The sequence below is a fragment of the Kitasatospora arboriphila genome, from assembly GCF_039528095.1.
In the GTDB taxonomy this organism is placed as follows: domain Bacteria; phylum Actinomycetota; class Actinomycetes; order Streptomycetales; family Streptomycetaceae; genus Kitasatospora; species Kitasatospora arboriphila.
Genome location: NZ_BAAALD010000108.1, coordinates 1 through 25,057, shown reverse-complemented (window position 1 = coordinate 25,057; position 25,057 = coordinate 1). Strand labels below are relative to the sequence as shown.

Here is a 25,057-nt window from a genome sequence, read left to right as displayed (position 1 = left end):
CGACTTCCTCACCGGCCCCGGCTTCCGCGGCCTCAGCGCCGACTTCGGCCGCCCCGCCGTCCGGCACTGGATCGGCGCCGGACTCCACACCGGCCCCGCCGCCGACACCCCGCCCACCACGGCCACCCGCACCACCCGGTCACTGCCGCCCGGCACCGACCCCGGCGAGGAGACCGCCCGCGCCCTCGCCGCCCTCGGCGACGCCCCCGGCCTGCACACCGCGGCCGTCGCCCTCGACCCGGCCCGCTGGGAACTCGTCCACTTCGCCCTCTGGGCCGACACCCCGCCCGAAACGCCCGCCGAGGGCCACTGCACCGCCTACCGTGTGCTGCACCTGTCGCGACCCGAACCCCTCCTGCCGGCCAAGGACTGAGATGACCGCGGACCGCACCCCGGCCGTGCACACCGTGCTCGGCCCCGTCCCGCCCGAACGCCTCGGCACCACCAACAGCCACGACCACCTCTTCCTGCGCAGCGCCCTGCTGCCCGGACAGGAGCTCGACGACCCGGCCGCCGCCGAGGACGAACTGCGCGCCTTCGCCGCCCTCGGCGGGGGCGCCGTCGTCCAGTGGACGCCCTACGGGCTCGGCCGCCGCCTCGACGACCTGGTCGAACTCGCCGAGACCACCGGCCTCCACCTGGTCGCCGCCACCGGCCTGCACCAGGCCGCCCACTACGACGACCCCGACGCGCTGCGCCGGCTCGACCTCGCCGCCCTGTTCACCGCCGAACTCCGCGACCGCGCCGGACTGATCAAGGTCGCCGGCGGCTACCACGGCCTCGACGCCCACGCCCGGTGGACGATGACCGCCGCCGCCGAGGCCCACCACGCCACCGGCGCCCCCATCGGCGTCCACCACGAACTCGGCACCGGCGCCCAGGACGTCCTGGAACTGCTCTGCGACCGCCTCGGCGTCCCGCCGCACCGGGTGGTCCTCGGCCACCTCAACCGCTTCCCCGACCTCGGCCTGCACCGCGAACTCGCCGCCTCCGGCGCCTACCTCGCCTTCGACGGCCCCTCCCGCGCCAACCACGCCACCGACCACCGCCTGCTGGAGTGCCTGCACGCCCTCGCCGACGCCGGCCACGCCCACCGCCTGCTGCTCGGCGGCGACACCACCACCGCCGCCGCCCGCGGCAACCCCGGCATGCCGTACCTGCTGCACCGGCTGCGCCCCCGGCTCGGCCCCGAGCTCGCCGCCCTCGTCCTCACCGACAACCCCGCGGCGGCCTTCGCCTGGTGACCGGGCCGTGCCACGACCCCGGCGGAGGAGCATCCTGGAACCACAGGGCCGACCGCCCCGACGACCCGCCCGCGCGGGCCGTCCGGGCGTCGGCGCACACCGGGAGCCGACCATGAACAGCAGATCCCCCGCAGGCGTCGTCGTCGGCGTCGACGGCTCCGCGCACGCCGCGCCCGCCGCCGACTGGGCCGCCCGCGAAGCCGCCCGCCGCGACTGCCCGCTCCACCTGGTGCACGCGGTCAACACCGGAACGGTGACGCTCTCACCACGCACCGGATCGGCGGTCACCGACCTCATCCTGCACGACGCCGAAGCCGTCCTGGAGGAGGCACTGGGCAAGGTCCGGGCCTCCCACCCGGCGCTGCGCCTCACCGGCGACGTCGTGCCGCGGGACGCCGCGGAGGCCGTGCTCACCGCCGCCGAGCACGCCGAACTCGCCGTGGTCGGCACCCGCGGCCACGGCGGCTTCGCCTCCCTGCTGCTCGGCTCGGTGAGCCTGCGGGTCGCCGCCCACTCGGCCTGCCCGGTCGTCGTCGTCCGCGGCACCGAGCACGTCGGCAACCACGTGCTGGTCGCCGTCCGCGACGAACGGGACGCCCCCGCCCTGCGGTTCGCGCTGCGCACCGGAGAGCTCACCGGGCTGTCGGTGCGCGCCCTGCACACCTGGTCGCCGGTGGTCGCCGACGTCGGCCACATGGCACCCATGGTGGACGAGCTCGGCGAGGAGGCCCGGCTGCACCAGCAGCTGCTGCTCCGCACCTGCGACCCCGTCCGCGAGGACTTCCCCGACGTCGCCTTCGAGGCCCGCCAGGTCGGCGGCGGTGCCGCCGGCACCCTCGTCGACGCCTCCCGGCAGGCCGCGCTGCTGGTCGTCTCCCGCCGGCAGCCCGCCGCGCACTTCGGGCTGCGCCTCGGCGGGGCCGTGCACGCCGTGCTGCACCACGCCTACTGCCCGGTCGCCGTCGTCCCGCTGCGCTGACTGACGGTCCGCCGGACACGGGCGCCCGCCGACCCCGCCCCGATGCACGACCCTCGCGGGTGAGTTGCGTCACCCGGCGGCCCGGGAGAGCGCCGTGCGCGCCGTCCCGTGCACCGGAGGGACCGCCCGGACGTGCATACTTGTCGGTCGGCGGCAGCGGGCCCGGGACGGCCCGCCGAACCGGCCGACCTCCCGGTGGAACCGGAAGCACCCCGTTCGGCGTGCGTTCACCGGGGGCCTTCCCGCGGACGCGGGGGCGGCCGCGCCGTGGCGCACGCGGGAATCTCGGGGAGTGGCGGAATCATGGGTCTGACCAGCAGTACGGTCCTGGCGATCGCGACCGCCCTCGCGGTCCTGCTGCTGGCGGCGACGGTGCTGTGGTGGCCCAGGCTCGCCCGGACGACCTGGACGGCGGTGCTCGGCCGGATCGCCGCCCTGCTGACCACCCAGCTCGCGGTGCTCTGCGCGATCGGCCTGGTGGCCAACAACTACTTCGCCTTCTACAGCAGCTGGGACGACCTGCTCGGCACCGGCGACACCGGGCCGGTCAGCGTCCAGGCCTCGGTCGAGGGCCGGCCCGCCGCGGCGGTGCCGGTGGTCAAGGCCCAGCTGCTCGGCAAGGAGCCGGTGGAGGGCGGCAGCGGCGGCCCCGAGCGGACCGGCGAGATCCAGTCCGTGCGGATCACCGGCTCGCACTCCGGGCTGAGCACCGACGCGTACGTCTACCTGCCGCCGCAGTACTTCCAGCCGGCCGACGCCCAGAAGCGCTTCCCGGCGGCCGTGGTGATGACCGGCTTCCCCGGTGACGCCAAGAACCTCATCACCCGGCTGAACTACCCGTCGGCAGCCCTCCAGTTGATGCAGAGCGGCAAGATGCAGCCGACCGTGCTGGTGCTGATGCGGCCCTCGCCGGCCATGCCGGCCGACACCGAGTGCGAGGACATCCCCGGCGGCGCGCAGTCCGAGACCTACTTCACCAAGGACGTCCCCCGGGTGGTTGCCGAAAGCTACCGAGTGGCCGCCGAGCCGGCGGCCTGGGGCGTGGTCGGCAACTCCACCGGCGGGTACTGCGCTCTGAAGATGGCCATGCGCCACCCGGAGGTCTTCCCGACCGCCGTCTCCCTCTCGGGCTACTACAAGGCCGCCGAGGACGCGACCACCGGCGACCTCTTCAAGGGCAGCCAGCAGCGGCGCAACGAGGCCGACCTGATGTGGCGGCTCAACAACCTGCCGCAGCCCAAGGTCTCGGTGCTGCTGGCCGGACCGCAGGCCGGGGACGGCACCTACAAGCCGGGCACCGAGGCGTTCCAGAAGGCGGTGAAGGCGCCGATGACCGCCAACACCGCCTGGGTCCCGCAGGGCGGCCACAACTTCCGCACCTGGTCGCAGCTGCTGCCGCCCTCGCTCGAGTGGCTCTCCCAGCACCTGGTGGCCGGGGCCTGACCGGCCCGGCTCCGCACCGGCGGACCGGGCCCGCCGAACTCAGCTGAGCTGCTCCAGCGTGCCGGTGTGCAGCTCGCCGACCCGCCCGCCCTCGCCCTCGTACGTCCAGAAGACCCGCACGGTGAGGGCGGCGAGGTCCATCACGTGGCTGACGGTGATCCCGCTCTGCTCCGTCCAGCTCACGAACCAGAGCTGCTGGCCGACCTGGGCGACGTGCAGCGACACGTCCTCGAACTGCCCGGCGGACTCGCCGAGGCCCTCCCAGCGCAGCCGCTTGCCGTCGGCGGAGTAGGAGTTCCGGAAGGCGGCGCCGTTGTCGACCTGGAAGAGGTAGGTGTGGCCGGCGAAACCCGGCAGAGGCGCGGTCATCTCGGGCGTTTCCTCGGAATCTCGGCAGGTGCTGCGGCCCCGGCGGCCGCACCCGTTCAACCTAGCGGACGCCGTGATCGTTCCCCACCATGTCCGGCCGACTGCGATCGAGGACACGCCCCGGGCCGGCCCGGACACGCCGGGGGCTCCACCGATGGGAGCACACGGCCGCCGATCCCGCCCCCCGCGCCCGCCGTCTTCGCCGGCCGCCGGCAAAGGCGCCGATCCCCCTGCCCGGGGCGACAGTTGGACACCGCGACTGATGCTCCGTAGTCGAATTTCCGTGGCGAGCGTCGGCCTTCGCGGTCGGCCGCCCGTCGCCGGATCGGCCGTTCCGCACCACGTCGCCCTTTCTGAAAGGGAATTGACGCCGACTCGGACACGGGTGACCGGACCGGGGGTTCCGGCGTGTCGCGGACAGCCGAATGGTCTGGACCTGTCGATTACTCAGCGTGTTGATCGGGGGCGATTCCGGGTGGTCCGCTATTGCACTCGAATGGCCGTCAAATTCTCTCAACTCGCCTATTTTTCAAGCAAGTCGGCGGATGCGATGAAATCTTCATCAATCCTTCACGCATCGACAGATGGTGAGCAGTCAGCAGTTGTCCGCCGTCGAACCGTGTGCTTACTCTGGCCGCGATGTTCCGCCCCCTGCGGACCTCGCGGCCGGTACGCCGATTCCCGTCCAGCCTGCCGCGAGCACCACGAGCACAGAATTCGGACGGGAACGGGGGAGCCGAATCGGCGTGTCGACGCGCCCTGCACCGTTTGTGCGTCGACCCGGGGACGAGTCGTGCCGTGTAGCGGCCCGACCCTGCCCGAAAGCCGAACTCGGCCCGCCCGTAGGCACCTTCGAGGACACCACCATGCGCCTTTCCATCAGACCGGCACGCCTCGGCGCGGCGGCGGCCGCGGCGATGCTGCTCGCCCTGCCGCTCGCCGGCCGCGCCGAGGCCGTCCGGCTCGTCACCCAGGACAGACTCGCCCCCACCGGGATGACCGAGGGCACCGCTGCGAGCGCGCAGCTCACCGTGCACTCCCTGGCCTGCATCACCGCCAGGACCGTCGGCGTCGCCGTGCGTGACGGGGCCGGGCGCAACCTGGACTTCCCCGGTGCGGCGACCAACGTCCGGATCTGCCCGGGCGGTGTCACGATCACCACCGGCTCCCGCGCCCTGCCGGCCGGAACGTACACGGCCTTCGGATACTGGCAGGACTACGCCAACGCCTGGCACGACCTCGCCCAGCAGACCCTGACCGTCGCGCCCTCCTCCACCGGGCCGACGCCGCCCGGCCCGACGCCGACACCGGACGACCCCGACATCCCGCTGCCCGGCGGCTCGTTGGTCTGGTCCGAGGAGTTCGACGGCTCGATAGCCTGGGGCTCCAAGTGGGTCGGCGACCGCAGCAGCGCGTACCGCTACGGCGACCACAACCCGGACGACAACAAGCTCGACCTGCTGAACCCGGGTGCGGTCGAGACCATCGACGGCGTCGCCGTCTTCACCGCCACCCGGTCCGAGCAGCGGCTGGAGAACGGCCGCCGCGCCTGGGAGACGGGCCTGCTCACCACCGAGGGCTCCGACGAGGGCTTCCGGGTGCACGCCGGCGACTACGTCGAGACGAAGGTCCAACTCCCCGAGGGCGCAGGCGCCTGGCCCGCGCTGTGGACCTGGCGCAACGGCGGCAGCGAGGTGGACAGCTTCGAGTACCACCCCGACAATCCGCACCTGCTGGAACTCACCAACCACGTCCGCCGCGGCGCCAAGTACTACACCGACGCGGACGCCGTCGCGCCCGGCAAGTGGGTGACCATCGGCACCCGGTACGGCACCAACTCGGTCGACTGGTACGTCAACGGCGAGCGCGTCTGGTCGGACGGCCGCGGCGTGGGCCAGCGCTGGTCGGCGTACCTGATCCTCAACCTCTCCGTGGTCGCCGGGAAGTACCACCCCGGCCCCGAGGGCGCCGAGCCGATCACCGCCGCCGCCGACTACGTCCGGGTCTACCGCTGAGGCGTCCGCCGGGAGCGCGCGGAAGCTCAGCGTGACCACGCGAACACGTCAAGTGTGCGGTGAAGGGCCCCCGTTCGGCGGCTGCGCGGACGGGCCGCTCTCGGCGTACGTTGGAGATCCGGAGGTGAGTGCCATGACCGAACAGGTTCTGAGTGAGGTCGGCGCGGTCGTCGCGCCGGAGCGCGAGGCCGAGTTGGTGGCCCTGTATCGCGAGCTGGTGTCGGGACCGCTGCCCGAGGGCCTGGTCCGCACCGAACTGCTCCGAGGCCCGGCCGGTCATTGGCGGGTGCAGAGCCTGTGGCGGGACATGGCGGCCCTGGAGGCCGTCCGCAACGCGCCGGAACGGCCGGCCGCGCCGAGGATCTTCCGGGCGGTCGGCACCGAGCCGGAGCTCACCGTGCACGAGGTGGTGATCGTGCAGGTCGGGGAGCTCAGTATGCACTGAACCCCCCGTCCGGCCACGGGTGCTGGCGTCCCGTCAGGGCGCCAGCACCCGGCCGAGCCGATCGGCGATCTGGCGCATCACCGGCACCAGGGCGGCCTCGCCGTCCTGCGCCTCCAGCGCCCTGATCCGGGCCTCCGGGCCGGACACCGAGAGTGCGGTGGGCGTGGGCGCGCCGGGCACGGCGACCGCGATGCACCGGACGCCGATCTCCTGCTCCTGGTCGTCGACCACGTACCCGGCCTCCCGGGCCGCCGCGAGGTGCTCCAGCAGCTCGGCCGGGTCGGTGTGGGTGAACGGGGTGTGCGCCTGCAGCGGCCGGCTGCCGAGGACCGCGCGGGCCTCCTCCTGCGGGAGTTGGGCCAGCAGCGCCTTGCCGACGCCGGTGCAGTGCGGCTGCACCCGGCGGCCGACCTCGGTGAACATCCGCATCGAGCGCCGGGACTGCACCTGGCCCACGTACACCACCTCGCCGCCCTCCAGGACGGCGAGGTTAGCCGTCTCCCCGGTGGCCTCCATCAGCTCCGCGAGGTACGGGCGGGCCCAACTGCCCAGCAGGCGGCCCGCCGTCTCGCCGAGCCGGATCAGCCGCGGGCCGAGCGTGTACCGACGGGCGGTGTCCTGCCGGACATATCCCTGCTGGACGAGGGTACGGATGAGTCGGTGGATCGTCGGCATCGGCAGGCCGGAGCTGGCGGACAGCTCACTGAGCGCGGCCGTGCCGCCGGCGTCGGCCAGCGCCTCGAGGAGGAGGAAGGCGCGCTCGACGGACTGCACGCCGCCGGCGCGGTCGGTGCCTGTCCGGTCTGCGGCGGGGGTGCTGGCCACCGGTGTTCCCTTCGCTCTCGGGGGAGGAGTAGAGTCCCGCCGATCGCATCAACAAACCGTTGAAATTCTGTATCGCGGAAACTAGGCTCCACTGTACAGAACGGAACCCGCCCGCAGGGGGGTCCGGATCTCGGGAGTTCCCATCGGAACCCCCAGTGCTGGCTCAACCGTCCAAGGAGTGTCCTGCCCATGGCTGCAGATCAGGGATCCGCCGGCGCGTCGTCCGCCGCCCCGGTCGTCACGGTCGCCGGTCCGCGCGTCGCCCGCGCCGAGGAGGTGCTCACGCCGGAGGCCGTCTCCTTCGTCGTCGGGCTCCACCGTGCCTTCGAAGGCCGCCGCCAGGAGCTCCTCGCCCGACGGAAGACCCGCCGCGCCGAGATCGCCGCGGCCGGCACCCTCGACTTCCTGCCCGGGACGGCCGAGGTCCGCGCCGGGGACTGGCAGGTCGCCGAGGCCCCGCGCGCCCTCCAGGACCGCCGGGTCGAGATCACCGGCCCGACCGACCGCAAGATGGTGATCAACGCCCTCAACTCCGGCGCCCGGGTCTGGCTCGCCGACTTCGAGGACGCCACCTCGCCCACCTGGGAGAACGTGGTCTCCGGCCAGGTCAACCTGATCGACGCCTTCGAGGGCCGGATCGACTTCACCTCGCCGGCCGGCAAGGCGTACACCCTGAAGCCCGCCGCCGAACTCGCCACCGTGGTGGTCCGCCCGCGCGGCTGGCACCTCGACGAGACCCACCTGCTGGTGGACGGCGCCCCGGTCGCCGGCGGCCTCTTCGACTTCGGCCTGTACTTCTTCCACAACGCCGCCCGGCTGATCGCCCGCGGCGCCGAGGACCCCAACTCCGGCCCCTACTTCTACCTGCCGAAGACCGAGAGCCACCTCGAGGCCCGGCTGTGGAACGACGTCTTCACCCACGCGCAGGCCGAGCTCGGCATCCCGCACGGCACGATCCGCGCCACCGTCCTGATCGAGACCATCACCGCGGCCTTCGAGATGGAGGAGATCCTCTTCGAGCTGCGCGACCACGCCGCCGGGCTCAACGCCGGCCGCTGGGACTACCTCTTCTCGATCGTGAAGAACTTCCGCGACGCCGGCGACCACTACATCCTGCCGGACCGCAACACCGTCACCATGGCCTCGCCGTTCATGGCCGCCTACACCCGCCTGCTGGTGCAGACCTGCCACCGCCGCGGCGCCCACGCGATCGGCGGCATGGCCGCGTTCATCCCCTCCCGCAAGGACCCGGAGGTCAACGCGGCCGCCCTGGAGAAGGTCAAGGCCGACAAGGACCGCGAGGCCGCCGGCGGCTTCGACGGCTCCTGGGTCGCCCACCCGGACCTCGTCCCGGTCGCCCGGGCCTGCTTCGACGCCGTGCTCGGCGACCGGCCGAACCAGAAGTCCTCGCCCGGCTCGCCCGAGCCCGTGACCGCCGAGCAGCTGCTCGACATCGCCGGTGCCGGCGGCAGCTGCACCCGCGCGGGCCTGCACAACGCCGTCCAGGTCGGCGTCCGCTACATCGAGGCCTGGCTGCGCGGCCTCGGCGCGGTCGGCATCTTCAACATGATGGAGGACGCCGCCACCGCCGAGATCTCCCGCTCGCAGATCTGGCAGTGGATCAACAACGGCGTCGTCCTCGCCGACACCGGCGAGAAGGCCACCGCGGAGCTCGTCCGCCGGCTCGTGGCCGAGGAACTCGCCGAACTGCGCACCGAGCTCGGGGACGCCGCCTACGCCGCCGGGCGCTGGACGGAGGCCGCCCGGCTCTTCGAACAGGTCGCCCTGGCCGAGGAGTTCGTCGACTTCCTCACCCTGCCCGCGCTGCCCCTGCTCGACTGACCCCAACCTATCCGCCGGGCGAGCGGCCCGACGCCCGCCAGGACGTCGAACTCGTCCGCCGCAATTCACCGTTCCGTACGGCTCCCGCCGCCCCGGCGCCGGGAGCCGTACGGAACACCCGTGTTCGGAGGCACTTCCCCATGGCGCTCATCTTCTTCAACGGCCAGGCGATGACCGGCGGCCCGTTCCACCCGCTGGTCGCCGAGTACCTGGTCGGCCCGGTCCGCACCGCGCCCGGCCACCGCTTCTTCTCCGTCCGCGACGTCTGCCCCGGCCTGCTGCCCGACCCGGGCGGCAGCGCGGCGATCGAGGGCGAGCTCTACGACCTCCCGCTGGAGCACCTGCGGGACGCCGTCCTGCCGGGCGAGCCTCCGGAGTTGGAGCTCGGCGTGATCGCCCTCTCGGACGGCACGCCGTGCCTGTCCATGGTGCTGCGCCGCGGTGAGCTCGAGCGCGGGGTGCACCGCGAGATCACCGGCCACGGCGGCTGGCGGGCCTACCTGGCCACCCTCGGCCGCACCGCCTGACCGGCGCTTTGCCGGAACGGTCGAAGGCCCCGCAGGAACCTCCTGCGGGGCCTTCGACGCGCCGCAGCCCCCGGACCCTCGCCGTGGGTCCGGGGGCTGCGCTCCGTACGGCCACCGGCCCGCTGTGGGCCGGCCGGGGGCCACGGAGTCCGGGTGGCGTACCGTCCCTGGTACGGCCCGGAGTGCGGGGGGTCAGGCGCGGGAGGCGAGCTCCTTCGCGGCGCGGGCGCAGGCCAGCGCGATCCGGTCCTCGTCGACGGTGGTCAGCACGCCCTTCTCGACGACGGCGTTGCCGTTGACGAACAGCACCGCCAGCGGCGGCAGGGCGCCCATGGTGAGCGCGGCCACCGGGTCGGCGATCGAGGAGTGCATGATGCCGTCGACCTTCCACAGGGCCAGGTCGGCGAGCTTGCCGGCCTCGATGGAGCCGATCTCGTTCTGCCGGCCGAGCACCCGGGCGCCGCCCATGGTGCCCAGGCGCAGCGACTGGCGTGCCGTCAGCGCGTCGGGGCGGCCGTGCAGGCGGTTGATCAGCAGCGCGTTGCGCAGCTCGGTGCCGAGCTCGCCGGACTCGTTGGAGGCGGTGCCGTCGACGCCGAGGCCCACCGGCACGCCGGCCTTCAGCATGTCCGGGACGCGGGCGATGCCGGCCGCCAGACGGGCGTTGGACGAGGGGCAGTGGGCGACACCGGTGCCGGTCTCGGCGAACTTCGCGATGTCGGAGTCGTTCATGTGGACGCAGTGCGCCATCCACACGTCCTCGCCGAGCCAGCCGGTGGACTCGAAGTAGTCGGTCGGCCCCATGCCGAACAGCTCCTTGCAGAACTGCTCCTCCTCGGCCGTCTCCGAGCCGTGGGTGTGCAGCCGGACGCCCTTGCGGCGGGCCAGCACGGCCGACTCCCTGAGGAGTTCGGTGGAGACGGAGAAGGGGGAGCAGGGTGCGAGGGCCACGTGCAGCATCGAGCCGAAGGAGGCGTCGTGCCACGTGTCGACGGCGGCCTCGGAGGCGATCAGGATGTCCTCGGTCCGCTCCACCGCGTGGTCCGGCGGCAGGCCGCCGTCCTTCTTGCTGCGGTCCATCGAGCCGCGCAGCGCGGTGAAGCGCAGGCCGAGCTCCTGCACGCCCTCGATCGAGGCGCCGAGGACGTCGCCGCCGCCCTGCGGGAAGACGTAGTGGTGGTCGGAGGCGGTGGTGCAGCCGGACTTGAGCAGCGCGGCGGCCGAGCCCTGGGTGGCGGCGTGCACCAGCTTCTCGTCGATCCGGGCCCAGGTCGGGTAGAGCGCGACCAGCCAGTCGAAGAGGATGTTGTCCTGGGCGAGGCCGCGGGTGATCCACTGGTAGAAGTGGTGGTGGGTGTTGACCAGGCCCGGGGTGACCAGATGGCCCTCGCCGTTGATCCGGCGCACCACGTTGTCCAGCCACTGCGGGGCGGGGCCGTCGCCGACCGACTCGATCCGGTTGCCGAGGATCACCACGTGGCCGCGGGCGTACTCGGTGTCGTCTGCGTCCACCGTCGCGACGGCGACGTTCTCGATCACGATTCGCTGGTCGGCGGGTGGGGGCTGGACTGCCATGGCGTGAACTCCTTGGGGGCGAGGGCTGGGGGTGTGCCGCGGGCGGGGCGGCGGGTGGGGCGGGCCGGACGGGGTGCGGAGGCCGGCGCGGGGAAGCACAGGGGCCCCGCGGCGGCGCCGTCCGGCCCGTGGCGGGCGGGTGCCGGTCCGGTCAGGCGACGGGTATGACCGGGACGACGCCCTCGCGGTGGACGGTGCCCTCGATCAGGCCGTACATCCGGTCGGCGGCGTAGTACACCTCGTTCTCGTTCTTGAGGCCGAAGGGCTCCAGGTCGACGAGGAAGTGGTGCTTGTTGGGGAGCTCCAGGCGGACCTCGTCCACCTCGGCGCGGTTGTTCAGCACCCGGGTGCCCATCGCGTGCAGGGTCTGCTGCAGCGAGTAGGAGTACGTCTCGGCGAAGGCCTCCAGCATGTGGCGCTTCACGTGGTTGTAGGAGCGGTTCCAGTTCGGCTGCGGCTCGTCGTCGTGGCCGGTGTAGCCGTACTTCCAACGGGCCGTCACCTGGGTCGCCAGGATGCGGTCGTAGGCCTCCTGGAGGGTGGTGTACTTGTCCTTGATGTAGCCCCAGAACTCGGAGTTGGTCGTGTTCATCACGACCAGGTCCTTGAGCCCGGAGATCACCTGGACGGACTCGCCGTCGAACACGATCTCGGAGGTGCGTACCTCCTGGCCGTTGCGGACGAAGGAGTGGCCGACCTCCTCGGAGCCGATGAAGCGGGCGGAGCTGTCCGGGGTCCGGATGCGGTCCCAGGTGTACTCCTCGATGCGGATGCGGGCGCTGTGCACCACACCGCGCTCGGTGTTCTCGACGAAGTGGCGGGCCAGCGTGATGCCGAAGGCCTCCGCCGACTCGATGCCGTACTCCTTGGCGAAGGCGTAGACGGTGTTCTTCGTCGTGTCGGTGGGCAGGCAGTTGGCGTTGGAGCCGGTGAGGTGGACGTCCTCGAACTCGCCCTGCAGGGAGACCGAGACGTTCAGGTCCTTGATCTCGTGCCGGGTGGAGTCGCGGTAGACCCGGACGATGCGGTTCTCCGCCTTGCCGTACTGGTTCTGGCCGAGCACGTGGGCCATGGCATGGCTCCTAAGGTTCCAGGTCGGTCTTCTAGCTTCCGCGGTAGACCGAGTAGCCGAACGGGTTGAGCAGCAACGGCACGTGGTAGTGGTGCTGCGCGGGCGCGACCGTGAAGACGATCGCTACCTCGGGGAAGAACGGCGCCGCCTCGCCCCGGGCCGCGTAGTACGCGGTGGTGTCGAAGAGCAGCCGGACGACCGAGCCCGCCTCCGCGGCCGGCAGGTCCTTGGCCCGGCCGTCGGAGTCCGTGGCGGAGGTGCCGAGCACCTTCCAGCCACCCTCGGTGTGCAGTGCCAGCTCGACCGGCACGCCCTCGGCCGGGCGGCCGAGGCTGGTGTCGAGCACATGCGTGGAGATGCCAGTCATGGGTTGAAGCACCTTACTGATGGCAGGAATTGACTGACCGTCAGGAGTCTAGGCCCCGTCGAGCAGCCGGTTGATCCGGATGTCGTTGATCTTGCGCAGTTCGCCGCGGACGATCTCGCGCTCGGTGGCGGCGTCGTTGGGGTGGCGCTCGCGCAGCGAGGCGAGCATGGTCGCGGCCGTGCGGCCGGTCGCGCAGATCAGGAACACGTGGCCGAACTTCGCCTCGTAGGCGGCGTTGGCCTCGCGCAGGTCGTCGAGGAGCGCACTGTCGGCTCCCCGGATGCCGGCCTGCTCGCGCTCGGAGGTGGCGTCGCCGGCCTTCGGCGTGCCGATCCGGGCGTGGCCGGCCATCGCGTCGGCGAGGTCCGCGGTGTCGAGGACGGCCATGGCGGCGGCGTTGGCGTCGAGCAGGGCCGTGCGGTCCCGCCACGGCCGGGCGGCCGCGACCGCCTCGGCCCAGCGGGGGCTGGAGCAGATCTCCAGCAGCGTCTCCCGCAGATCGGCGGCCGGGGCCGCCGCCAGGGACTCAAGCGCCCCGGCGTCCGCGGTCGGAGCGGTGGATTCGTTGGTCACGGGTGGACCTCCTGAAGAGTGGTGCCACTCGCACAAGCTAGATCCACCACCGCAGACCGTCAACACTTTGTTGAACGGTTGGTGGTTACGTTTCGCGGCGGGCCGGATTGCCGGGGGATGTCGTGTGGGATCCGCCAATGGGCCCGGCGCGGCGGGCGGTGAAGACTCGGGGCGGGCGGTGTCAGCCCTTCCGGGAGCCTTCCTGCCGGTTCAGGTAGTTGTAGACCGTGAAGCGGCTGACGCCGAGCGCCGAGGCCACCGTCTCCACCCCGTGGCGGACGGTGAACGCCCCGCGCTCCTCCAGCAGGGCGACCACGTGCTGCTTCTCGGCCCGGTCGAGCTCGGTCAGCGGGCGCCCGTCGAACTGGCGCACCATCTCCGCGAGCAGCCGGTCCAGCGCACTGCTCAGGTGCGGGAGCCGCACCGCCACGGCCGCCTCGCCGTCCCACTCCAGGAGGACGTCGTCCGGGCGCGCCTCGGCCGGCTCGACCGCGGTGGCGCCCACCGCGTCCAGCAGCGGCTTTATCGCGGCGGTGAGCGGGTGTTCCATGGCGTTGCTCACGGCGTACCCCCTCCTTCCGGGGACTGCTCGTCGCCGAGCACGCTGATCTGGACGGAGATCCGGGTCGCCCCGGCCTCCAGGGTCTCGCGCAGCAGGCGCGTCACCGCGGCCAGGGCCTGCTCGGCGTCGCCCTCGGCGCTGGTGCCGAAGGGCCCGACCGAGACGTCGAGGCCGGCCTCGTCCACGACCCGGCGGGCGGCCTTGGCGTGGTCCGGGAAGCCGTCCAGCTCGAACGGTTCTGTCGTGAACTCCACCATCAATCGCACGCGCTCACTCTAGACGGCCCGCGCAAGGGTCGGACCGGGCGTACGGGTGCGCGGGACGGCTGGGTGATCGGACAGGCCGCGGGCGGTGCGACCGGCGCCGTTCGGCCACTTCAACAAATTGTTGCGGCGGCCTTGACGGCCCGGAAGCTCCTCGGCGAAGCTTCCACCAGACAGAATCCCCCTTCCGGATCGTGGAAGTCGGGAACGGAAGAGAGGGAAGGTGAGCACGTGACTGCCGCCGCCGCGCACAGCTACACGGTCAACCTGTCGATCCTGTTCAACGAGCTCCCGCTGCTGGAGCGCCCCGCCGCCGCGGCCGCGGCCGGCTTCACCGCCGCCGAGCTCTGGTGGCCCTTCGGCGAGGAGCACGACCCCTCGCAGGCCGAGCTGGACGCGCTCCGCAAGGCCTTCACCGACGCCGGCGTGCAGCTCACCGGCCTCAACTTCCTCGACGACCTCGTCAAGGGCGCCCGCGGCACCGCCTCGGTGCCGGCCGAGAGCGAGCGCTTCCGGGCCAACGTCCCGGTCGCCGCGGCCCTCGCCGACTCCCTCGGCACCAAGGCGCTGAACGCCCTCTACGGCAACCGGGTGGCGGGCGCCGACCCGGCCGAGCAGGACGCCCTGGCGCTGGAGAACCTCGTCCTCGCCGCCCGGGCCGCGCACTCCGTCGGCGCGGTCCTGCTGATCGAGACCCTCAACGCGGTCGAGTCCCCGGACTACGCGCTGCTCAGCGCCGAGGCGGCGGTCGAGGTCGTGGGCAAGGTCAACGCGGCCACCGGCCTCGGCAACGCCAGGTTCCTCTGCGACCTCTACCACCTGGCCAGGAACGGCGAGGACCTGGCGGCGGTGATCTCGACGTACGCCGACCGGATCGGCCACGTGCAGATCGCCGACGTCCCGGCCCGCAACGAGCCCGGCACCGGCGGACTCGACTTCGAGGACCTCTTCGCCCGGCTCACCGCCGCCGGCTACCAGGGCCGGATCGGCCTGGAGTACAAGCCCTCCACCGGCGTCAGCGCCGACAGCTTCGCCTGGCTCCCGCGCGAACTGCGCGCCGGCTGAGCCCCCTCCCACCACCTCCCCAACGCAAGGAGCACGACGCGATGAGCCGCAAGATCGCCTTCATCGGCCTCGGCATCATGGGCAGCCCGATGGCCGCCAACCTGGTCAGGGCCGGCCACCACGTCACCGGCTACAACCTCACCCAGCCGCAGATCGACGCCCTGGTCGCCGCCGGCGGCCACGGCGCCACCAGCATCGCCGACGCGGTGAAGGACGCCGAGGTCGTCATCACCATGGTCCCGGCCGACCCGCAGGTCGAGCAGGTGATCCTGGGCGAGGGCGGTGTCCTGGAGAACGCGCAGCCGGGCACCCTGGTGATCGACATGTCCTCGATCACCCCGCAGACCTCGATCAAGGTCGAGGCCGCGGCCAAGGAGCGCGGCGTGCGCACCCTGGACGCCCCGGTCTCCGGCGGCGAGGCCGGCGCGGTCGAGGCCGTCCTGTCGATCATGGTCGGCGGCGCGGCGGAGGACTTCGCCGAGGCCAAGCCGCTGCTCGACGCCCTCGGCACCACGGTGATCCACGTCGGCCCGGCCGGCGCCGGCCAGACCGTGAAGGCCGCCAACCAGCTGATCGTGGCCGTCAACATCCAGGTCCTCGCCGAGGCCGTGGTCTTCCTGGAGAACGCCGGCGTCGACCTGCAGGCCGCGCTGGAGGTGCTCGGCGGCGGCCTGGCCGGCTCCACCGTGCTCAACCGCAAGCGGGCGAACATGCTGAACCGCGAGTTCGCCCCCGGCTTCCGGATCGACCTGCACCACAAGGACATGGGCATCGTCACCGACGCGGCCCGCGCCGTCGGCGCCGCCCTGCCGGTCGGTGCCGTGGTGGCCCAGCTGGTCGCCTCCGCCCGCGCCAACGGCGACGGCTCGCTCGACCACTCCGCCCTGCTGCGCGGCGTCGAGCGGCTCTCCGGCCGGACGGTCTGACCCGCCCCGTCCCCCCGACTCCTCCTGGCGGCGTGTACCTGTCCGGTCGTGCCCGCGCCGCCAGGAGGCAGCAACCCGACCGGCAGCGGGCCGCGGCCCTGCCCGCCCCCTGCCGGTCGTCCCAGGCCGGCGGCGCGCCACCCTCCCGGTAGGCACTTCGGTCGTGCCCGTGCGCGCCGCCCCGGCCCCCTCTCCTGCCGAGGGGAGCCTCTCGAACGTCGGAAGCGGGACGAGAGGAACGGCGGAGAGGGGGCCCACCACGCCCCCGGGTGGGCGGCACCTGCGCAACCCCCGCCCACCTGGGTAGTGCCAGTACGTAGACGTTCCCGAAGAAAGGCCACCCCCATGCCCGCCACCCCCGCTCAGGGCCATGTGGTCGTCGCGCCCGACAAGTTCAAGGGCTCCCTGGAGGGCGCCGAGGTCGCCGCCCGGATCGCCGCCGGCGTCCGCCGCGCCGCCCCCGGCACCGAGGTCCGCGAACTCCCGGTCGCCGACGGCGGCGAGGGCACCCTGGCGGCCGCCCTCGCGGCCGGCTTCGAACGGGTCGCGGTCAAGGTGGCGGGACCGACCGGTCTGCCGGTGGACGCGGCGATCGCCGTCCGCGGCGACACCGCCGTGGTCGAGCTGGCGCAGGCCTCCGGCCTCGCCCGGCTCCCCGGCGGCCGCACCGCCCCGCTGGCGGCCGGCTCCTACGGGGTCGGCCAGCTGATCGCCCGGGCCGTCTCGCTCGGCGCCGAGCGGATCGTGCTCGGCCTCGGCGGCAGCGCCTGCACCGACGGCGGCGCGGGCATGGTCCAGGCGCTCGGCGTCGGCCTGTACGACGCGGACGGCGGCGAGCTGCCACCGGGCGGCGCGGCCCTGCGCCGGCTCGCCCGGATCGACCTCGGACCGCTGGCCGACCCGCTCCCCGGGGTGGACGTGGTGGTCGCCTGCGACGTCGACAACCCGCTGCTCGGGCCGCGCGGCGCCACCGCCGTGTACGGCCCGCAGAAGGGCGCGGACGGCGACGACCTGGTGGTCCTGGAGGAAGGTCTGACCGTCTGGGCGGACGCCGTCCGGGCGGTCACCGGCCGGGACGTCCGCGACGCCCCCGGCGCCGGGGCGGCAGGAGGGGTCGGCTTCGCCGCCCTGGCCCTGCTCGGCGCCACCATGCGGCCCGGGATCGAGCTCCTCCTCGATCTCCTGGGCTTCGACGAGGCAGTGCGTGGGGCGCGCCTCGTCGTCACCGGTGAGGGATGCCTGGACGCGCAGACGCTCCACGGCAAGGCCCCCGCCGGCGTCGCCGCGGCGGCCACTCGGGCGGGGGTTCGGGTGGCTGCCGTGGCCGGACGGCTGGAACTGTCGGAACCGGAGTGGCGGGCGGCGGGCTTCGCCGCGGCCGTGGCGCTCACCGACCTGGCCGAGCGGCCGGGCGAGAGCATGACCAGGGCCGGCGAGCTCGCCGAGACCGCGGGGGAGCGGCTGGCCGCCGAACTGCTCGGCCGGTAGCCCGCAACCCCTTGTGGATTCCTACATTGACGTTTTGTTGAAGGCGGGCCTAGGCTCCGAGCACTCGCAGCCGTCCGGCACCCGACGGCGGCCCAACTCCCCTGCGCGCCTTCGGCACTCCCCACTCGTACCCTCGTTTCGGAGGTCCCGATGCCCCTCAGCGACACGCCGTCCACCCCGGCCGTGATCCGCTCCCGCCGGGTCGTCCTGCCGGACGGCGAGCGCCCGGCCGACGTCCTCGTCCAGGACGGGCGGATCGCCCAGGTCGCCGCGCACGGCTCGCTGCTCGCGGGGGACCGCCACCTCACCGACCTCGGCGACACCGCCCTGCTGCCCGGCCTGGTCGACACCCACGTGCACGTCAACGAGCCCGGCCGCACCGAGTGGGAGGGCTTCGCCACGGCCACCCGGGCGGGCGCCGCCGGCGGTGTCACCACGATCGTCGACATGCCGCTGAACTCCGTCCCGCCGACCACCACGCCCGCCGGGCTGGAGGCCAAGCGGAAGACCGCCGAGGGCCAGGCCTGGGTCGACCTCGGCTTCTGGGGCGGCGCGGTGCCCGGCAACACCGGCGACCTGGCGGCGCTGCACGAGGCCGGCGTCTTCGGCTTCAAGAGCTTCCTCGCCCCGTCCGGCGTGGACGAGTTCCCGCACCTGGCCACCCAGGAGGACCTGGAGTCCGCGCTCGCCGAGCAGGCCCGGCTCGGCGCGCTCGCGATCATCCACGCCGAGGACCCGGCCGTCCTCGACGCCGCCCCGCAGCAGCCCGGCGTGCACTACCGCGACTTCCTGGCCTCCCGGCCCGACGACGCCGAGGCCGCCGCCGTCGCCCGGCTGCTCGACACCGCCCGCCGCACCGGCACCCGGGTGCACATCCTGCACGTCTCCTCGGCCGCCGTGCTGCCGCTGCTGCGGCAGGCCCGGGAGGACGGCGTGCAGGTGACCGCCGAGACCTGCCCGCACTACCTCACCCTCACCGCGGAGGAGGTGCCGGACGGCGACACCGCCTTCAAGTGCTGCCCGCCGATCCGCTCCGAGTCCAACCGGGACGCCCTCTGGGCGGCCCTCGCGGCCGGCGAGTTCGCCGCCGTCGTCTCCGACCACTCGCCGTCCACCCCGGACCTGAAGCTGCTCCGGCGCTACGGCGGCAGCGGCGACTTCGCCGCGGCCTGGGGCGGCATCGCCTCCCTGCAGGTCGGCCTGCCCGCCGTCTGGACGGAGGCCCGCCGCCGCGGCCACACCCTCGCGGACGTCGTCCGCTGGATGGCCTCCGGCCCGGCCGCCCTGGTCGGCCTCACCGGCACGAAGGGCGCCATCGCCCCCGGGTACGACGCCGACCTCGTCGCCTTCGACCCGGACGCCGACTTCGCGGTGCACGCCGAGCAGCTGCACCACCGCAACCCCGTCACCCCGTACGCCGGCCGCACCCTCACCGGCGCGGTGCGCACCACCTGGCTCCGCGGCCGGGCGGTCGACACCGCCGGCGAGCCGTTCGGCCGGCAGATCACCCGTCCTTGAGGAGAGTCGAGTTGAGCACCGAGAAGACCGCGGCCGCGCCCTTCACCGAGCTGGTCGACCTGGCCTCCCGCCGGCTGGGCGCCGGCGTCGTCGCCACCAACGAGGACACCTTCGCCGACGCGGAGAACCTGCTGGTCGCCCGGCCCGCCGAGTTCCGGCCGCACACCTTCGGCCACAAGGGCCAGATCATGGACGGCTGGGAGTCCCGCCGCCGCCGCGGCGCCTCGGCCGACCAGCCGCACCCGACCGACGAGGACCACGACTGGGCGATCGTCCGGCTCGGCGCGGCGGGCGTGATCCGCGGCGTGGTCGTCGACACCGCGCACTTCACCGGCAACTACCCGGAGACCGCCTCCGTCCAGGCCGCCTCCGTACCCGGCCACCCCTCGCCCGCCGAGGTCGAGGCCGCCGAGTGGACGGACCTGGTGCCGCGCACCCCGCTGAAGGGCGACACCGCGCACGGGTTCGCGGTCGACAACGGCACCCGCTGGACGCACGTCCGGCTCAACATCTGGCCCGACGGGGGCGTCGCCCGGCTGCGGGTGCACGGCGAGGTGCTGCCCGACCCGCGCGAGCTCGACGGCCTCACCTTCGACCTCGCCGCCCAGGAGACCGGCGGCGTCGCCGAGGCCGCCTCGGACCGCTACTTCTCCTCCCCGCACAACCTGAACGCTCCCGGCCGCGCCACCGTCATGGGCGAGGGCTGGGAGACCCGGCGTCGGCGCGACAAGGCCAACGACTGGGTCCGGATCGCCCTGGCCGGGGGCGGCGAGGTCCTGGCCGCCGAGGTGGACACCACCCACTTCGTCGCCAACGCCCCCGGCTGGGCCGACCTGGTGGGCTACGACGCCTCCGCCGGCGGCGACCCCGCCACCGACACGGCCGGCTGGTTCCCGCTGCTGCCCCGCACCCGGCTGCAGCCCGACACCCGGCACCGCTTCCGGTTCGACACCGGCCGCACCGCCACCCACGTGAAGATCAACGTCTACCCCGACGGCGGCCTCGCCCGGCTCCGGCTCACCGGCCGCCTGACCGAGGCCGGCCGCGCCGCCCTCGCCCTGCGCTGGTTCGACGCGCTGCCCGCCGCCGAGGCCGAGTCCGCCCTCGCCGCGGCCGGCCTGACCGCCGACGAGGCCGCCGGGCTGACCGCCGCCCGGCCGCTCCGGGACGCGCCTCGGCCGGTGCCGCCGCGGCCGCCCTCGTCCCGGCCGACGGCCCGGACGGCGAGCACACCTCCCGCCGCCGCGCCGCCCTCTGGCGCCTCCTCGGCGTCTGACCCCAGACCCCCCTGCACCGCACCGCTGCTACTGAAGGACCCTCATGCCGAAGACCCTGACCACCGAGTCCGGCGCGCCCGTCGCCGACAACCAGAACTCCGCCTCGGCCGGCGAGTACGGCCCGCTGCTGATCCAGGACCAGCAGCTGCTGGAGAAGCTCGCCCGGTTCAACCGCGAGCGCATCCCGGAGCGCGTGGTGCACGCCCGAGGCTCCGGCGCCTACGGCTACTTCGAGGTCACCGACGAGGTCTCGCAGTACACCCGGGCGGACTTCCTGTCGGCCGTCGGCAAGCGCACCGACGTCTTCCTGCGGTTCTCCACGGTGGCCGGCAACCTGGGCGCCAGTGACGCCGTCCGCGACCCCCGCGGCTTCGCGCTGAAGTTCTACACCGCCGACGGCAACTACGACCTGGTCGGCAACAACACCCCGGTGTTCTTCATCAAGGACCCGATCAAGTTCCCCGACTTCATCCACTCGCAGAAGCGCGACCCCTACACCGGCATCACCGAGGCCGAGAACGTCTGGGACTTCTGGGCCCACGCCCCCGAGGCCACCCACCAGATCACCTGGCTGTTCGGCGACCGCGGCATCCCGGCCTCCTACCGCCACATGAACGGCTACGGCTCGCACACCTACCAGTGGGTCAACGAGCAGGGCGACGCCTACTGGGTGAAGTACCACTTCAAGACCAACCAGGGCATCCGCTCGCTGGACGGCTCGCAGGCCGCCGAGGTGGTCGGCGGCGACGCCGACAGCCACCAGCGCGACCTCCACCAGGCCATCGAGCGCGGGGTGTTCCCGTCCTGGACGCTGTACGTCCAGCTGATGCCGGTCGCCGAGGCCGCCACCTACCGCTTCAACCCCTTCGACCTCACCAAGGTGTGGCCGCACGCCGACTACCCGCTGGTCAAGGTCGGCCGCCTGGTGCTCAACAAGAACCCGGAGAACGTCTTCGCCGAGGTCGAGCAGGCCGCCTTCTCGCCGAACAACTTCGTGCCCGGCATCGGCCCGTCCCCGGACAAGATGCTCCAGGGCCGCCTGTTCGCCTACGCCGACGCCCAGCGCTACCGCCTCGGCGTCAACCACACCCAGCTGCCGGTGAACGCCCCGCGCGCCACCGAGGCGAACAACTACGGCCGCGACGGCCTGGGCGCCCTCAACACGGCCGGCCGCGCCAAGAACTACGAGCCGAACTCCTTCGACGGCCCGGCGCAGACCGGCGACGCGCTCGCCGCCCCCGTCCGGCTGGAGGGCCACACCGGCACCTACACCACCCCGGCCCACACCAAGGACGACGACTTCTTCCAGGCCGGCGAGCTCTACCGGCTGATGTCCGACGGCGAGAAGGACCGCCTGATCGCCAACCTGGCCGGCTTCCTCGCCCAGGTGAGCCGCGAGGACGTCGTGGAGAAGAACCTCGCCCACTTCCACGCGGCCGACGAGGAGTACGGCAGCCGCCTGGAGGCCGCGGTGAAGAAGCTCCGCGCCGGCGACGACGCCTGACCGGCCCCCCGACCGGGCCCCTCCCCCCTGGGCAGTGGGGGAGGGGTCCTTCGCCTTACCACAAGAACCGCCGAAATCTGACGGACGCTCACGAACCGTGCCGCATCCGGGCGTACGGGCGGCCAAGGCGGCCCCTCCGCGGCTAGGCTGGACGTGCGCGGCCGCGCCGCGCACTCGCGCGAGCGGAAGGGGACGCCCATGCCGGCACCGAGCCGGGGCCGCCGGACCGGCCCCGCCCACGGCCGCCCGAACCCGAACCCGTACGGGCCGCTGCACCGCGCACTGCGCCTGCTGGAGGCCGTCGACCGGCACCCGCACGGCGTCGACACCGCCCGGCTGGCCCGCGAACTCGGCGTCCAGGCCGCGGCGGTGCAGGAACTGGCCGAGACCCTGGAGTGCGAGGGTTACCTGCTCTTCGACGACGGCGTCTGGCTGCTCGGCGGCGCGCTCACCGTGCTCGGCCAGCAGAACCGCGAACAGCTCGTCCGGGCCCGGCTGCACCGACGGCTCGCCGACCTGCGCGACGAACTCGGCGCCGCCGTCTACTTCACGCGCTACCACGACGGCGAACTGAGCGTGGAGGCCGTCTCCGCCACCGACCACGCCCCGGCCGTCCAGGAGTGGGTGGACTTCCGGGCGACGGCCCACGCCAGCGCCATGGGCAAGTGCCTGCTCGGCCAGCTCGACCACAACGGCCGCCGCGACCACCTCGCCCGCCACCCCGTCGCCCGGCTCACCTCCCGCACCATCACCGACACCGAGCAACTGCTGCACCGCCTGGACCGGCAGCCCGCCACCGTCCCCGTGCTCGACCTCCAGGAGTACGCGCTGGGCACCGTCTGCGCGGCCGTCCCCGTCACCGCCGGCGCCACCGTCGGCTGCCTGGCCACCTCCCTGCCCGCCACCGAGACCCACCGCCTGCGCGCCGCCGCCGAACTCCTCTCGCTGCGCGCAGCCCCGCTGATGCTCGCCATGGCGGTGTAGCCGGGGCGTGTGGCGCCTCCCCGCCGCGGGCAGGATGCCGTTGCGGCCCGGCACCGTCGGAGGGGGAGCCATGACCCGCAGGGTCCGGCCGTTCGGCCTGCTGTGCGTCGCCGCCGGCTTCGCGGCCGCCGCCCCGTCGGCCGCGCTGCTCGCCTACTCCGCCGGGGTAGACTGGCAGGTGCGCCTGACCGGTCCGGCGCCGTACCTGCTGCTCGGGGGCCTGCTGCTGGCGTTCCTCGGCGGCCTGCCGGCCGGTACCGACGCGTTCGTCGGCTGCCTCGCGGCGCTGTTCTTCCTGGTCGTGCTCGGCATCGGCGCCGAGCTGGCCGGGCGGGCAACGGAACGCACCCGGGACTGGTACCGCACCCCGCAGTCGGTCAGCGTCACCGTGACCGGGTGCCAGGTGTACCGGGAGCCCACCGGGCCGTTCGACGACCTCTACGGCTGCCTGCACACCTGGACCTTCGACGGCCGGCAGCTGACCGAGCGGCGCCTCGCCGACGACTACCCGGACGGCCACCGGATCCGGCTCTGGATGGACCCGGACGACGGCTCGCTGGACGACCACGCCCTGTTCACCATCGTCGCCGCGACGGCCTTCGGCCTCTTCACCGGCGCCCTCGCCCTGCTGATGACCCGGCTGGCGGTCGAGTCCTTCCTGACGGCCCTCCGCGGGGCGCTCCGCCCGCCGGTGCCGGACTGAGCCACACCTCCACCGTCCCGGGCGGGCGAGGGGCGTGGTGGACGCGAAACTTATTAGACTCAATGTCGATAAGACCCTTGCCGGGTCTGCTACCCGCGAGTACGTTGCCAGGGTCGAAGCCGCCACAGCAGGCCAGGAGGCTCCCCCATGCCCAGCACCACCCCGCCGCCGCGCATCCACGACGACCTCGTCCTGGAACCCCGCGACGTGCAGTTCGACTGGTCCAGCCTGCCGCTGCACTGGATCCCCGACGAGCCGTTCGCCACCCACACCATCAACGTGCTCCACCTCCTCCTCCCGGAGGGCGAGCGCTGGTTCGTCCGGGTCTTCTCGGACGCCCTGCCGATGATCACCGACGACCGGCTCCGCGAGGAGGTCCTCGGCTTCATCGGCCAGGAAGCCATCCACGCCGAAGCCCACCAGGAAGTCCTCGACCACCTGCTCGGCCAGGGCCTCGACCCCCGCCCCTACATCCGCCAGATCGGCTGGCTCTTCCACCGCGTCCTCGGCGACAAGCCCGGACTGACGGGCCGACGGCGCCGCGAGAACATCATCGAACGGGTCGCCTTCGTCGCAGCGATCGAGCACTTCACCGCCTTCCTCGGCAACTGGGCCCTCAACTCGCCCGGCCTCGACCGCGCCCAGGCCGACCCCACCATGCTCGACCTGCTGCGCTGGCACGGCGCCGAAGAGGTCGAGCACCGCAGCGTCGCCTACGACCTGCTCGTCCACCTCGACCCCGGCTACCTGCGGCGGATGCGGGGGATGCTCGTCTCCGGGCCGCTGCTGGTGCACCTGTGGGTGCGGGGCGTCCGGTTCCTGCTCGCCGCCGACCCCGAACTCCGCGGCCGGATCCGGCCGACCTGGCGGGAGGCGCAGGTGCAGGCCCGCCGCGGACTGCTGCCCGACCCGAAGGCGATGGCCCGCTCCGCCGCCCGCTACTTCAAGCCCGGCTACCACCCCACCCAGGAGGGCTCCTCCAGCCAGGCCCTCGGCTACCTCGCCACCTCCCCGGCCGCCCGCGCAGCCGCCACCCACTGAGGGCGCAACCCCCAAGGGGCGCAGGCAACCCCAGGGGCGCGGGGAACTGCGCAGTCCGGGGGTGGCTGTCCGTGCGGATTCGGGCCGGCCCCTGGTCCGTGCAGTGACCCGCATCCGAATTGCGCAGTTCTCGCCCCAGCCTTCGGCCGGGAGGTGCCCCCACGCGCCCCCGGGGAGTTGCCCCCTGGGTGAGTCAATCCCCCTACGTACCGATTCCGACCTGCCACGGAGCCGCCACCGATGGATCTCGTCACTCCGCCGCCCGACCTGTACGGCCGTCCCCGGGACGACCGGTTCATGCGGTGGCTCACCGCGTTCGGAGACCGCTACAGTCCGGCGCTCGGCAGTCCCGGGCTGCGCCGCAGTCCCCGCAGGCCGGCCCCCGCCCCCCCCCCCCGCCCTCGCCGAACGGTGGGCCGCGCAGCACCCGCCGGAGCAGGCGTGACCGGC

24 protein-coding genes and 1 pseudogene are annotated in these 25,057 nt (G+C 73.4%); 17 read left to right on the top strand and 8 right to left on the bottom strand.

The genetic code is table 11. The annotated features are described in order from the left end of the window. The 4 genes from ABD353_RS34130 to ABD353_RS34115 form a co-directional block, all read left to right on the top strand. A partial coding sequence (locus tag ABD353_RS34130) for a DUF4865 family protein (protein WP_344627584.1) occupies positions 1 to 373 on the top strand: 373 nt, incomplete at its 5' end. A gap of 1 nt (position 374) precedes the next feature. After that, entirely contained in the window at positions 375 to 1,244 is an 870-nt protein-coding gene (locus ABD353_RS34125) for a phosphotriesterase family protein (RefSeq protein WP_344627583.1), read from the top strand. Between the two features lie 112 nt (positions 1,245 to 1,356). Then, on the top strand, positions 1,357 to 2,223 hold the full coding sequence (locus tag ABD353_RS34120; RefSeq protein WP_344627582.1) for a universal stress protein: 867 nt from the start codon (positions 1,357 to 1,359) through the stop codon (positions 2,221 to 2,223). Positions 2,224 to 2,526: 303 nt separating this feature from the next. Continuing rightward, a complete protein-coding gene (locus tag ABD353_RS34115; protein ID WP_344627581.1) occupies positions 2,527 to 3,666 on the top strand; it encodes an alpha/beta hydrolase in 1,140 nt (379 codons plus the stop codon). 39 nt (positions 3,667 to 3,705) lie between these two features. On the opposite strand, the gene ABD353_RS34110 is transcribed toward ABD353_RS34115, so the two are convergent. Beyond that, the gene (locus ABD353_RS34110; RefSeq protein WP_344627580.1) at positions 3,706 to 4,035 is read right to left on the bottom strand and encodes a MoaF-related domain-containing protein; all 330 of its coding nucleotides are present in this window, start codon (positions 4,033 to 4,035) and stop codon (positions 3,706 to 3,708) included. Between the two features lie 866 nt (positions 4,036 to 4,901). On the opposite strand from ABD353_RS34110, the gene ABD353_RS34105 reads away from it, so the two are divergent. Next, positions 4,902 to 6,050 carry a glycoside hydrolase family 16 protein gene (locus ABD353_RS34105; RefSeq protein ID WP_344627579.1) on the top strand — a complete coding sequence of 383 codons (1,149 nt, stop codon included), beginning with the start codon at positions 4,902 to 4,904 and terminating at the stop codon, positions 6,048 to 6,050. Between the two features lie 133 nt (positions 6,051 to 6,183). Further along, entirely contained in the window at positions 6,184 to 6,495 is a 312-nt protein-coding gene (locus ABD353_RS34100) for an antibiotic biosynthesis monooxygenase (RefSeq protein WP_344627578.1), read from the top strand. A 33-nt stretch (positions 6,496 to 6,528) separates the two neighbouring features. On the opposite strand, the gene ABD353_RS34095 is transcribed toward ABD353_RS34100, so the two are convergent. Then, the gene (locus tag ABD353_RS34095; RefSeq protein WP_344627577.1) at positions 6,529 to 7,320 is read right to left on the bottom strand and encodes an IclR family transcriptional regulator; all 792 of its coding nucleotides are present in this window, start codon (positions 7,318 to 7,320) and stop codon (positions 6,529 to 6,531) included. 189 nt (positions 7,321 to 7,509) lie between these two features. On the opposite strand from ABD353_RS34095, the gene aceB reads away from it, so the two are divergent. Then, on the top strand, positions 7,510 to 9,162 hold the full coding sequence (gene aceB, locus ABD353_RS34090; protein WP_344627576.1) for a malate synthase A: 1,653 nt from the start codon (positions 7,510 to 7,512) through the stop codon (positions 9,160 to 9,162). A gap of 140 nt (positions 9,163 to 9,302) precedes the next feature. Beyond that, positions 9,303 to 9,689: an allophanate hydrolase-related protein gene (locus ABD353_RS34085; RefSeq protein ID WP_344627575.1), complete on the top strand. Its 387-nt coding sequence runs from the start codon at positions 9,303 to 9,305 to the stop codon at positions 9,687 to 9,689. A gap of 192 nt (positions 9,690 to 9,881) precedes the next feature. Here the strand turns inward: ABD353_RS34085 and ABD353_RS34080 are convergent, their stop codons facing one another. From ABD353_RS34080 to ABD353_RS34055, 6 genes are all read right to left on the bottom strand, one after another. Then, positions 9,882 to 11,264, bottom strand: a complete 1,383-nt coding sequence (locus ABD353_RS34080; protein WP_344627574.1) for an 8-oxoguanine deaminase — start codon at positions 11,262 to 11,264, stop codon at positions 9,882 to 9,884. A gap of 151 nt (positions 11,265 to 11,415) precedes the next feature. Beyond that, positions 11,416 to 12,336 (bottom strand): factor-independent urate hydroxylase, encoded by a 921-nt coding sequence (pucL, locus tag ABD353_RS34075; protein WP_344627573.1) that lies wholly within the window; start codon positions 12,334 to 12,336, stop codon positions 11,416 to 11,418. Positions 12,337 to 12,367: 31 nt separating this feature from the next. Beyond that, positions 12,368 to 12,703: a hydroxyisourate hydrolase gene (uraH, locus tag ABD353_RS34070; protein WP_344627572.1), complete on the bottom strand. Its 336-nt coding sequence runs from the start codon at positions 12,701 to 12,703 to the stop codon at positions 12,368 to 12,370. 48 nt (positions 12,704 to 12,751) lie between these two features. Next, complete coding sequence (uraD, locus tag ABD353_RS34065) at positions 12,752 to 13,276, bottom strand: 2-oxo-4-hydroxy-4-carboxy-5-ureidoimidazoline decarboxylase (RefSeq protein WP_344627571.1); 525 nt, start codon at positions 13,274 to 13,276, stop codon at positions 12,752 to 12,754. Between the two features lie 181 nt (positions 13,277 to 13,457). Next, complete coding sequence (locus ABD353_RS34060; RefSeq protein ID WP_344627570.1) at positions 13,458 to 13,838, bottom strand: helix-turn-helix domain-containing protein; 381 nt, start codon at positions 13,836 to 13,838, stop codon at positions 13,458 to 13,460. Then, complete coding sequence (locus tag ABD353_RS34055; protein ID WP_344627569.1) at positions 13,835 to 14,104, bottom strand: thiamine-binding protein; 270 nt, start codon at positions 14,102 to 14,104, stop codon at positions 13,835 to 13,837. Before ABD353_RS34055 ends, ABD353_RS34060 begins: the two co-directional genes overlap by 4 nt. 228 nt (positions 14,105 to 14,332) lie before the next feature. Between ABD353_RS34055 and ABD353_RS34050 the strand changes: the two genes are divergently transcribed. The 9 genes and pseudogenes from ABD353_RS34050 to ABD353_RS34010 all read left to right on the top strand — a co-directional run bounded on the left by ABD353_RS34050 (position 14,333) and on the right by ABD353_RS34010 (position 24,607). Next, the gene (locus tag ABD353_RS34050) at positions 14,333 to 15,166 is read left to right on the top strand and encodes a TIM barrel protein (protein WP_344627568.1); all 834 of its coding nucleotides are present in this window, start codon (positions 14,333 to 14,335) and stop codon (positions 15,164 to 15,166) included. Positions 15,167 to 15,207: 41 nt separating this feature from the next. After that, positions 15,208 to 16,092, top strand: coding sequence for a 2-hydroxy-3-oxopropionate reductase (locus ABD353_RS34045; protein WP_344627567.1), 885 nt, complete (start codon positions 15,208 to 15,210; stop codon positions 16,090 to 16,092). Positions 16,093 to 16,437: 345 nt separating this feature from the next. Further along, the gene (locus ABD353_RS34040) at positions 16,438 to 17,580 is read left to right on the top strand and encodes a glycerate kinase (RefSeq protein WP_344627566.1); all 1,143 of its coding nucleotides are present in this window, start codon (positions 16,438 to 16,440) and stop codon (positions 17,578 to 17,580) included. Positions 17,581 to 17,730: 150 nt separating this feature from the next. Then, a complete protein-coding gene (gene allB, locus ABD353_RS34035) occupies positions 17,731 to 19,098 on the top strand; it encodes an allantoinase AllB (protein ID WP_344627565.1) in 1,368 nt (455 codons plus the stop codon). Positions 19,099 to 19,109: 11 nt separating this feature from the next. Further along, positions 19,110 to 20,162, top strand: a pseudogene (alc, locus tag ABD353_RS34030) (allantoicase); the annotation flags it as partial. A 256-nt stretch (positions 20,163 to 20,418) separates the two neighbouring features. Beyond that, entirely contained in the window at positions 20,419 to 21,879 is a 1,461-nt protein-coding gene (locus ABD353_RS34025; protein ID WP_344627564.1) for a catalase, read from the top strand. Between the two features lie 198 nt (positions 21,880 to 22,077). Continuing rightward, positions 22,078 to 22,863, top strand: a complete 786-nt coding sequence (locus ABD353_RS34020; RefSeq protein WP_344627563.1) for an IclR family transcriptional regulator — start codon at positions 22,078 to 22,080, stop codon at positions 22,861 to 22,863. Between the two features lie 70 nt (positions 22,864 to 22,933). After that, positions 22,934 to 23,566, top strand: a complete 633-nt coding sequence (locus tag ABD353_RS34015) for a hypothetical protein (RefSeq protein ID WP_344627562.1) — start codon at positions 22,934 to 22,936, stop codon at positions 23,564 to 23,566. Positions 23,567 to 23,713: 147 nt separating this feature from the next. Next, complete coding sequence (locus ABD353_RS34010) at positions 23,714 to 24,607, top strand: metal-dependent hydrolase (protein WP_344627561.1); 894 nt, start codon at positions 23,714 to 23,716, stop codon at positions 24,605 to 24,607. Positions 24,608 to 25,057: the final 450 nt, after the last annotated feature.

Excerpts from the sequence above, each read along its gene's own strand:
- ABD353_RS34125 (WP_344627583.1), top strand. The coding sequence starts at position 375 with ATGACCGCGGACCGCACCCCGGCCGTGCACACCGTGCTCGGCCCCGTC.
- ABD353_RS34120 (WP_344627582.1), top strand. The coding sequence starts at position 1,357 with ATGAACAGCAGATCCCCCGCAGGCGTCGTCGTCGGCGTCGACGGCTCC.
- ABD353_RS34115 (WP_344627581.1), top strand. The coding sequence starts at position 2,527 with ATGGGTCTGACCAGCAGTACGGTCCTGGCGATCGCGACCGCCCTCGCG.
- ABD353_RS34110 (WP_344627580.1), bottom strand. The coding sequence starts at position 4,035 with ATGACCGCGCCTCTGCCGGGTTTCGCCGGCCACACCTACCTCTTCCAG.
- ABD353_RS34105 (WP_344627579.1), top strand. The coding sequence starts at position 4,902 with ATGCGCCTTTCCATCAGACCGGCACGCCTCGGCGCGGCGGCGGCCGCG.
- ABD353_RS34100 (WP_344627578.1), top strand. The coding sequence starts at position 6,184 with ATGACCGAACAGGTTCTGAGTGAGGTCGGCGCGGTCGTCGCGCCGGAG.
- aceB (WP_344627576.1), top strand. The coding sequence starts at position 7,510 with ATGGCTGCAGATCAGGGATCCGCCGGCGCGTCGTCCGCCGCCCCGGTC.
- ABD353_RS34085 (WP_344627575.1), top strand. The coding sequence starts at position 9,303 with ATGGCGCTCATCTTCTTCAACGGCCAGGCGATGACCGGCGGCCCGTTC.
- ABD353_RS34080 (WP_344627574.1), bottom strand. The coding sequence starts at position 11,264 with ATGGCAGTCCAGCCCCCACCCGCCGACCAGCGAATCGTGATCGAGAAC.
- pucL (WP_344627573.1), bottom strand. The coding sequence starts at position 12,336 with ATGGCCCACGTGCTCGGCCAGAACCAGTACGGCAAGGCGGAGAACCGC.
- uraH (WP_344627572.1), bottom strand. The coding sequence starts at position 12,703 with ATGACTGGCATCTCCACGCATGTGCTCGACACCAGCCTCGGCCGCCCG.
- ABD353_RS34045 (WP_344627567.1), top strand. The coding sequence starts at position 15,208 with ATGAGCCGCAAGATCGCCTTCATCGGCCTCGGCATCATGGGCAGCCCG.
- ABD353_RS34040 (WP_344627566.1), top strand. The coding sequence starts at position 16,438 with ATGCCCGCCACCCCCGCTCAGGGCCATGTGGTCGTCGCGCCCGACAAG.
- allB (WP_344627565.1), top strand. The coding sequence starts at position 17,731 with ATGCCCCTCAGCGACACGCCGTCCACCCCGGCCGTGATCCGCTCCCGC.
- ABD353_RS34025 (WP_344627564.1), top strand. The coding sequence starts at position 20,419 with ATGCCGAAGACCCTGACCACCGAGTCCGGCGCGCCCGTCGCCGACAAC.
- ABD353_RS34020 (WP_344627563.1), top strand. The coding sequence starts at position 22,078 with ATGCCGGCACCGAGCCGGGGCCGCCGGACCGGCCCCGCCCACGGCCGC.
- ABD353_RS34015 (WP_344627562.1), top strand. The coding sequence starts at position 22,934 with ATGACCCGCAGGGTCCGGCCGTTCGGCCTGCTGTGCGTCGCCGCCGGC.
- ABD353_RS34010 (WP_344627561.1), top strand. The coding sequence starts at position 23,714 with ATGCCCAGCACCACCCCGCCGCCGCGCATCCACGACGACCTCGTCCTG.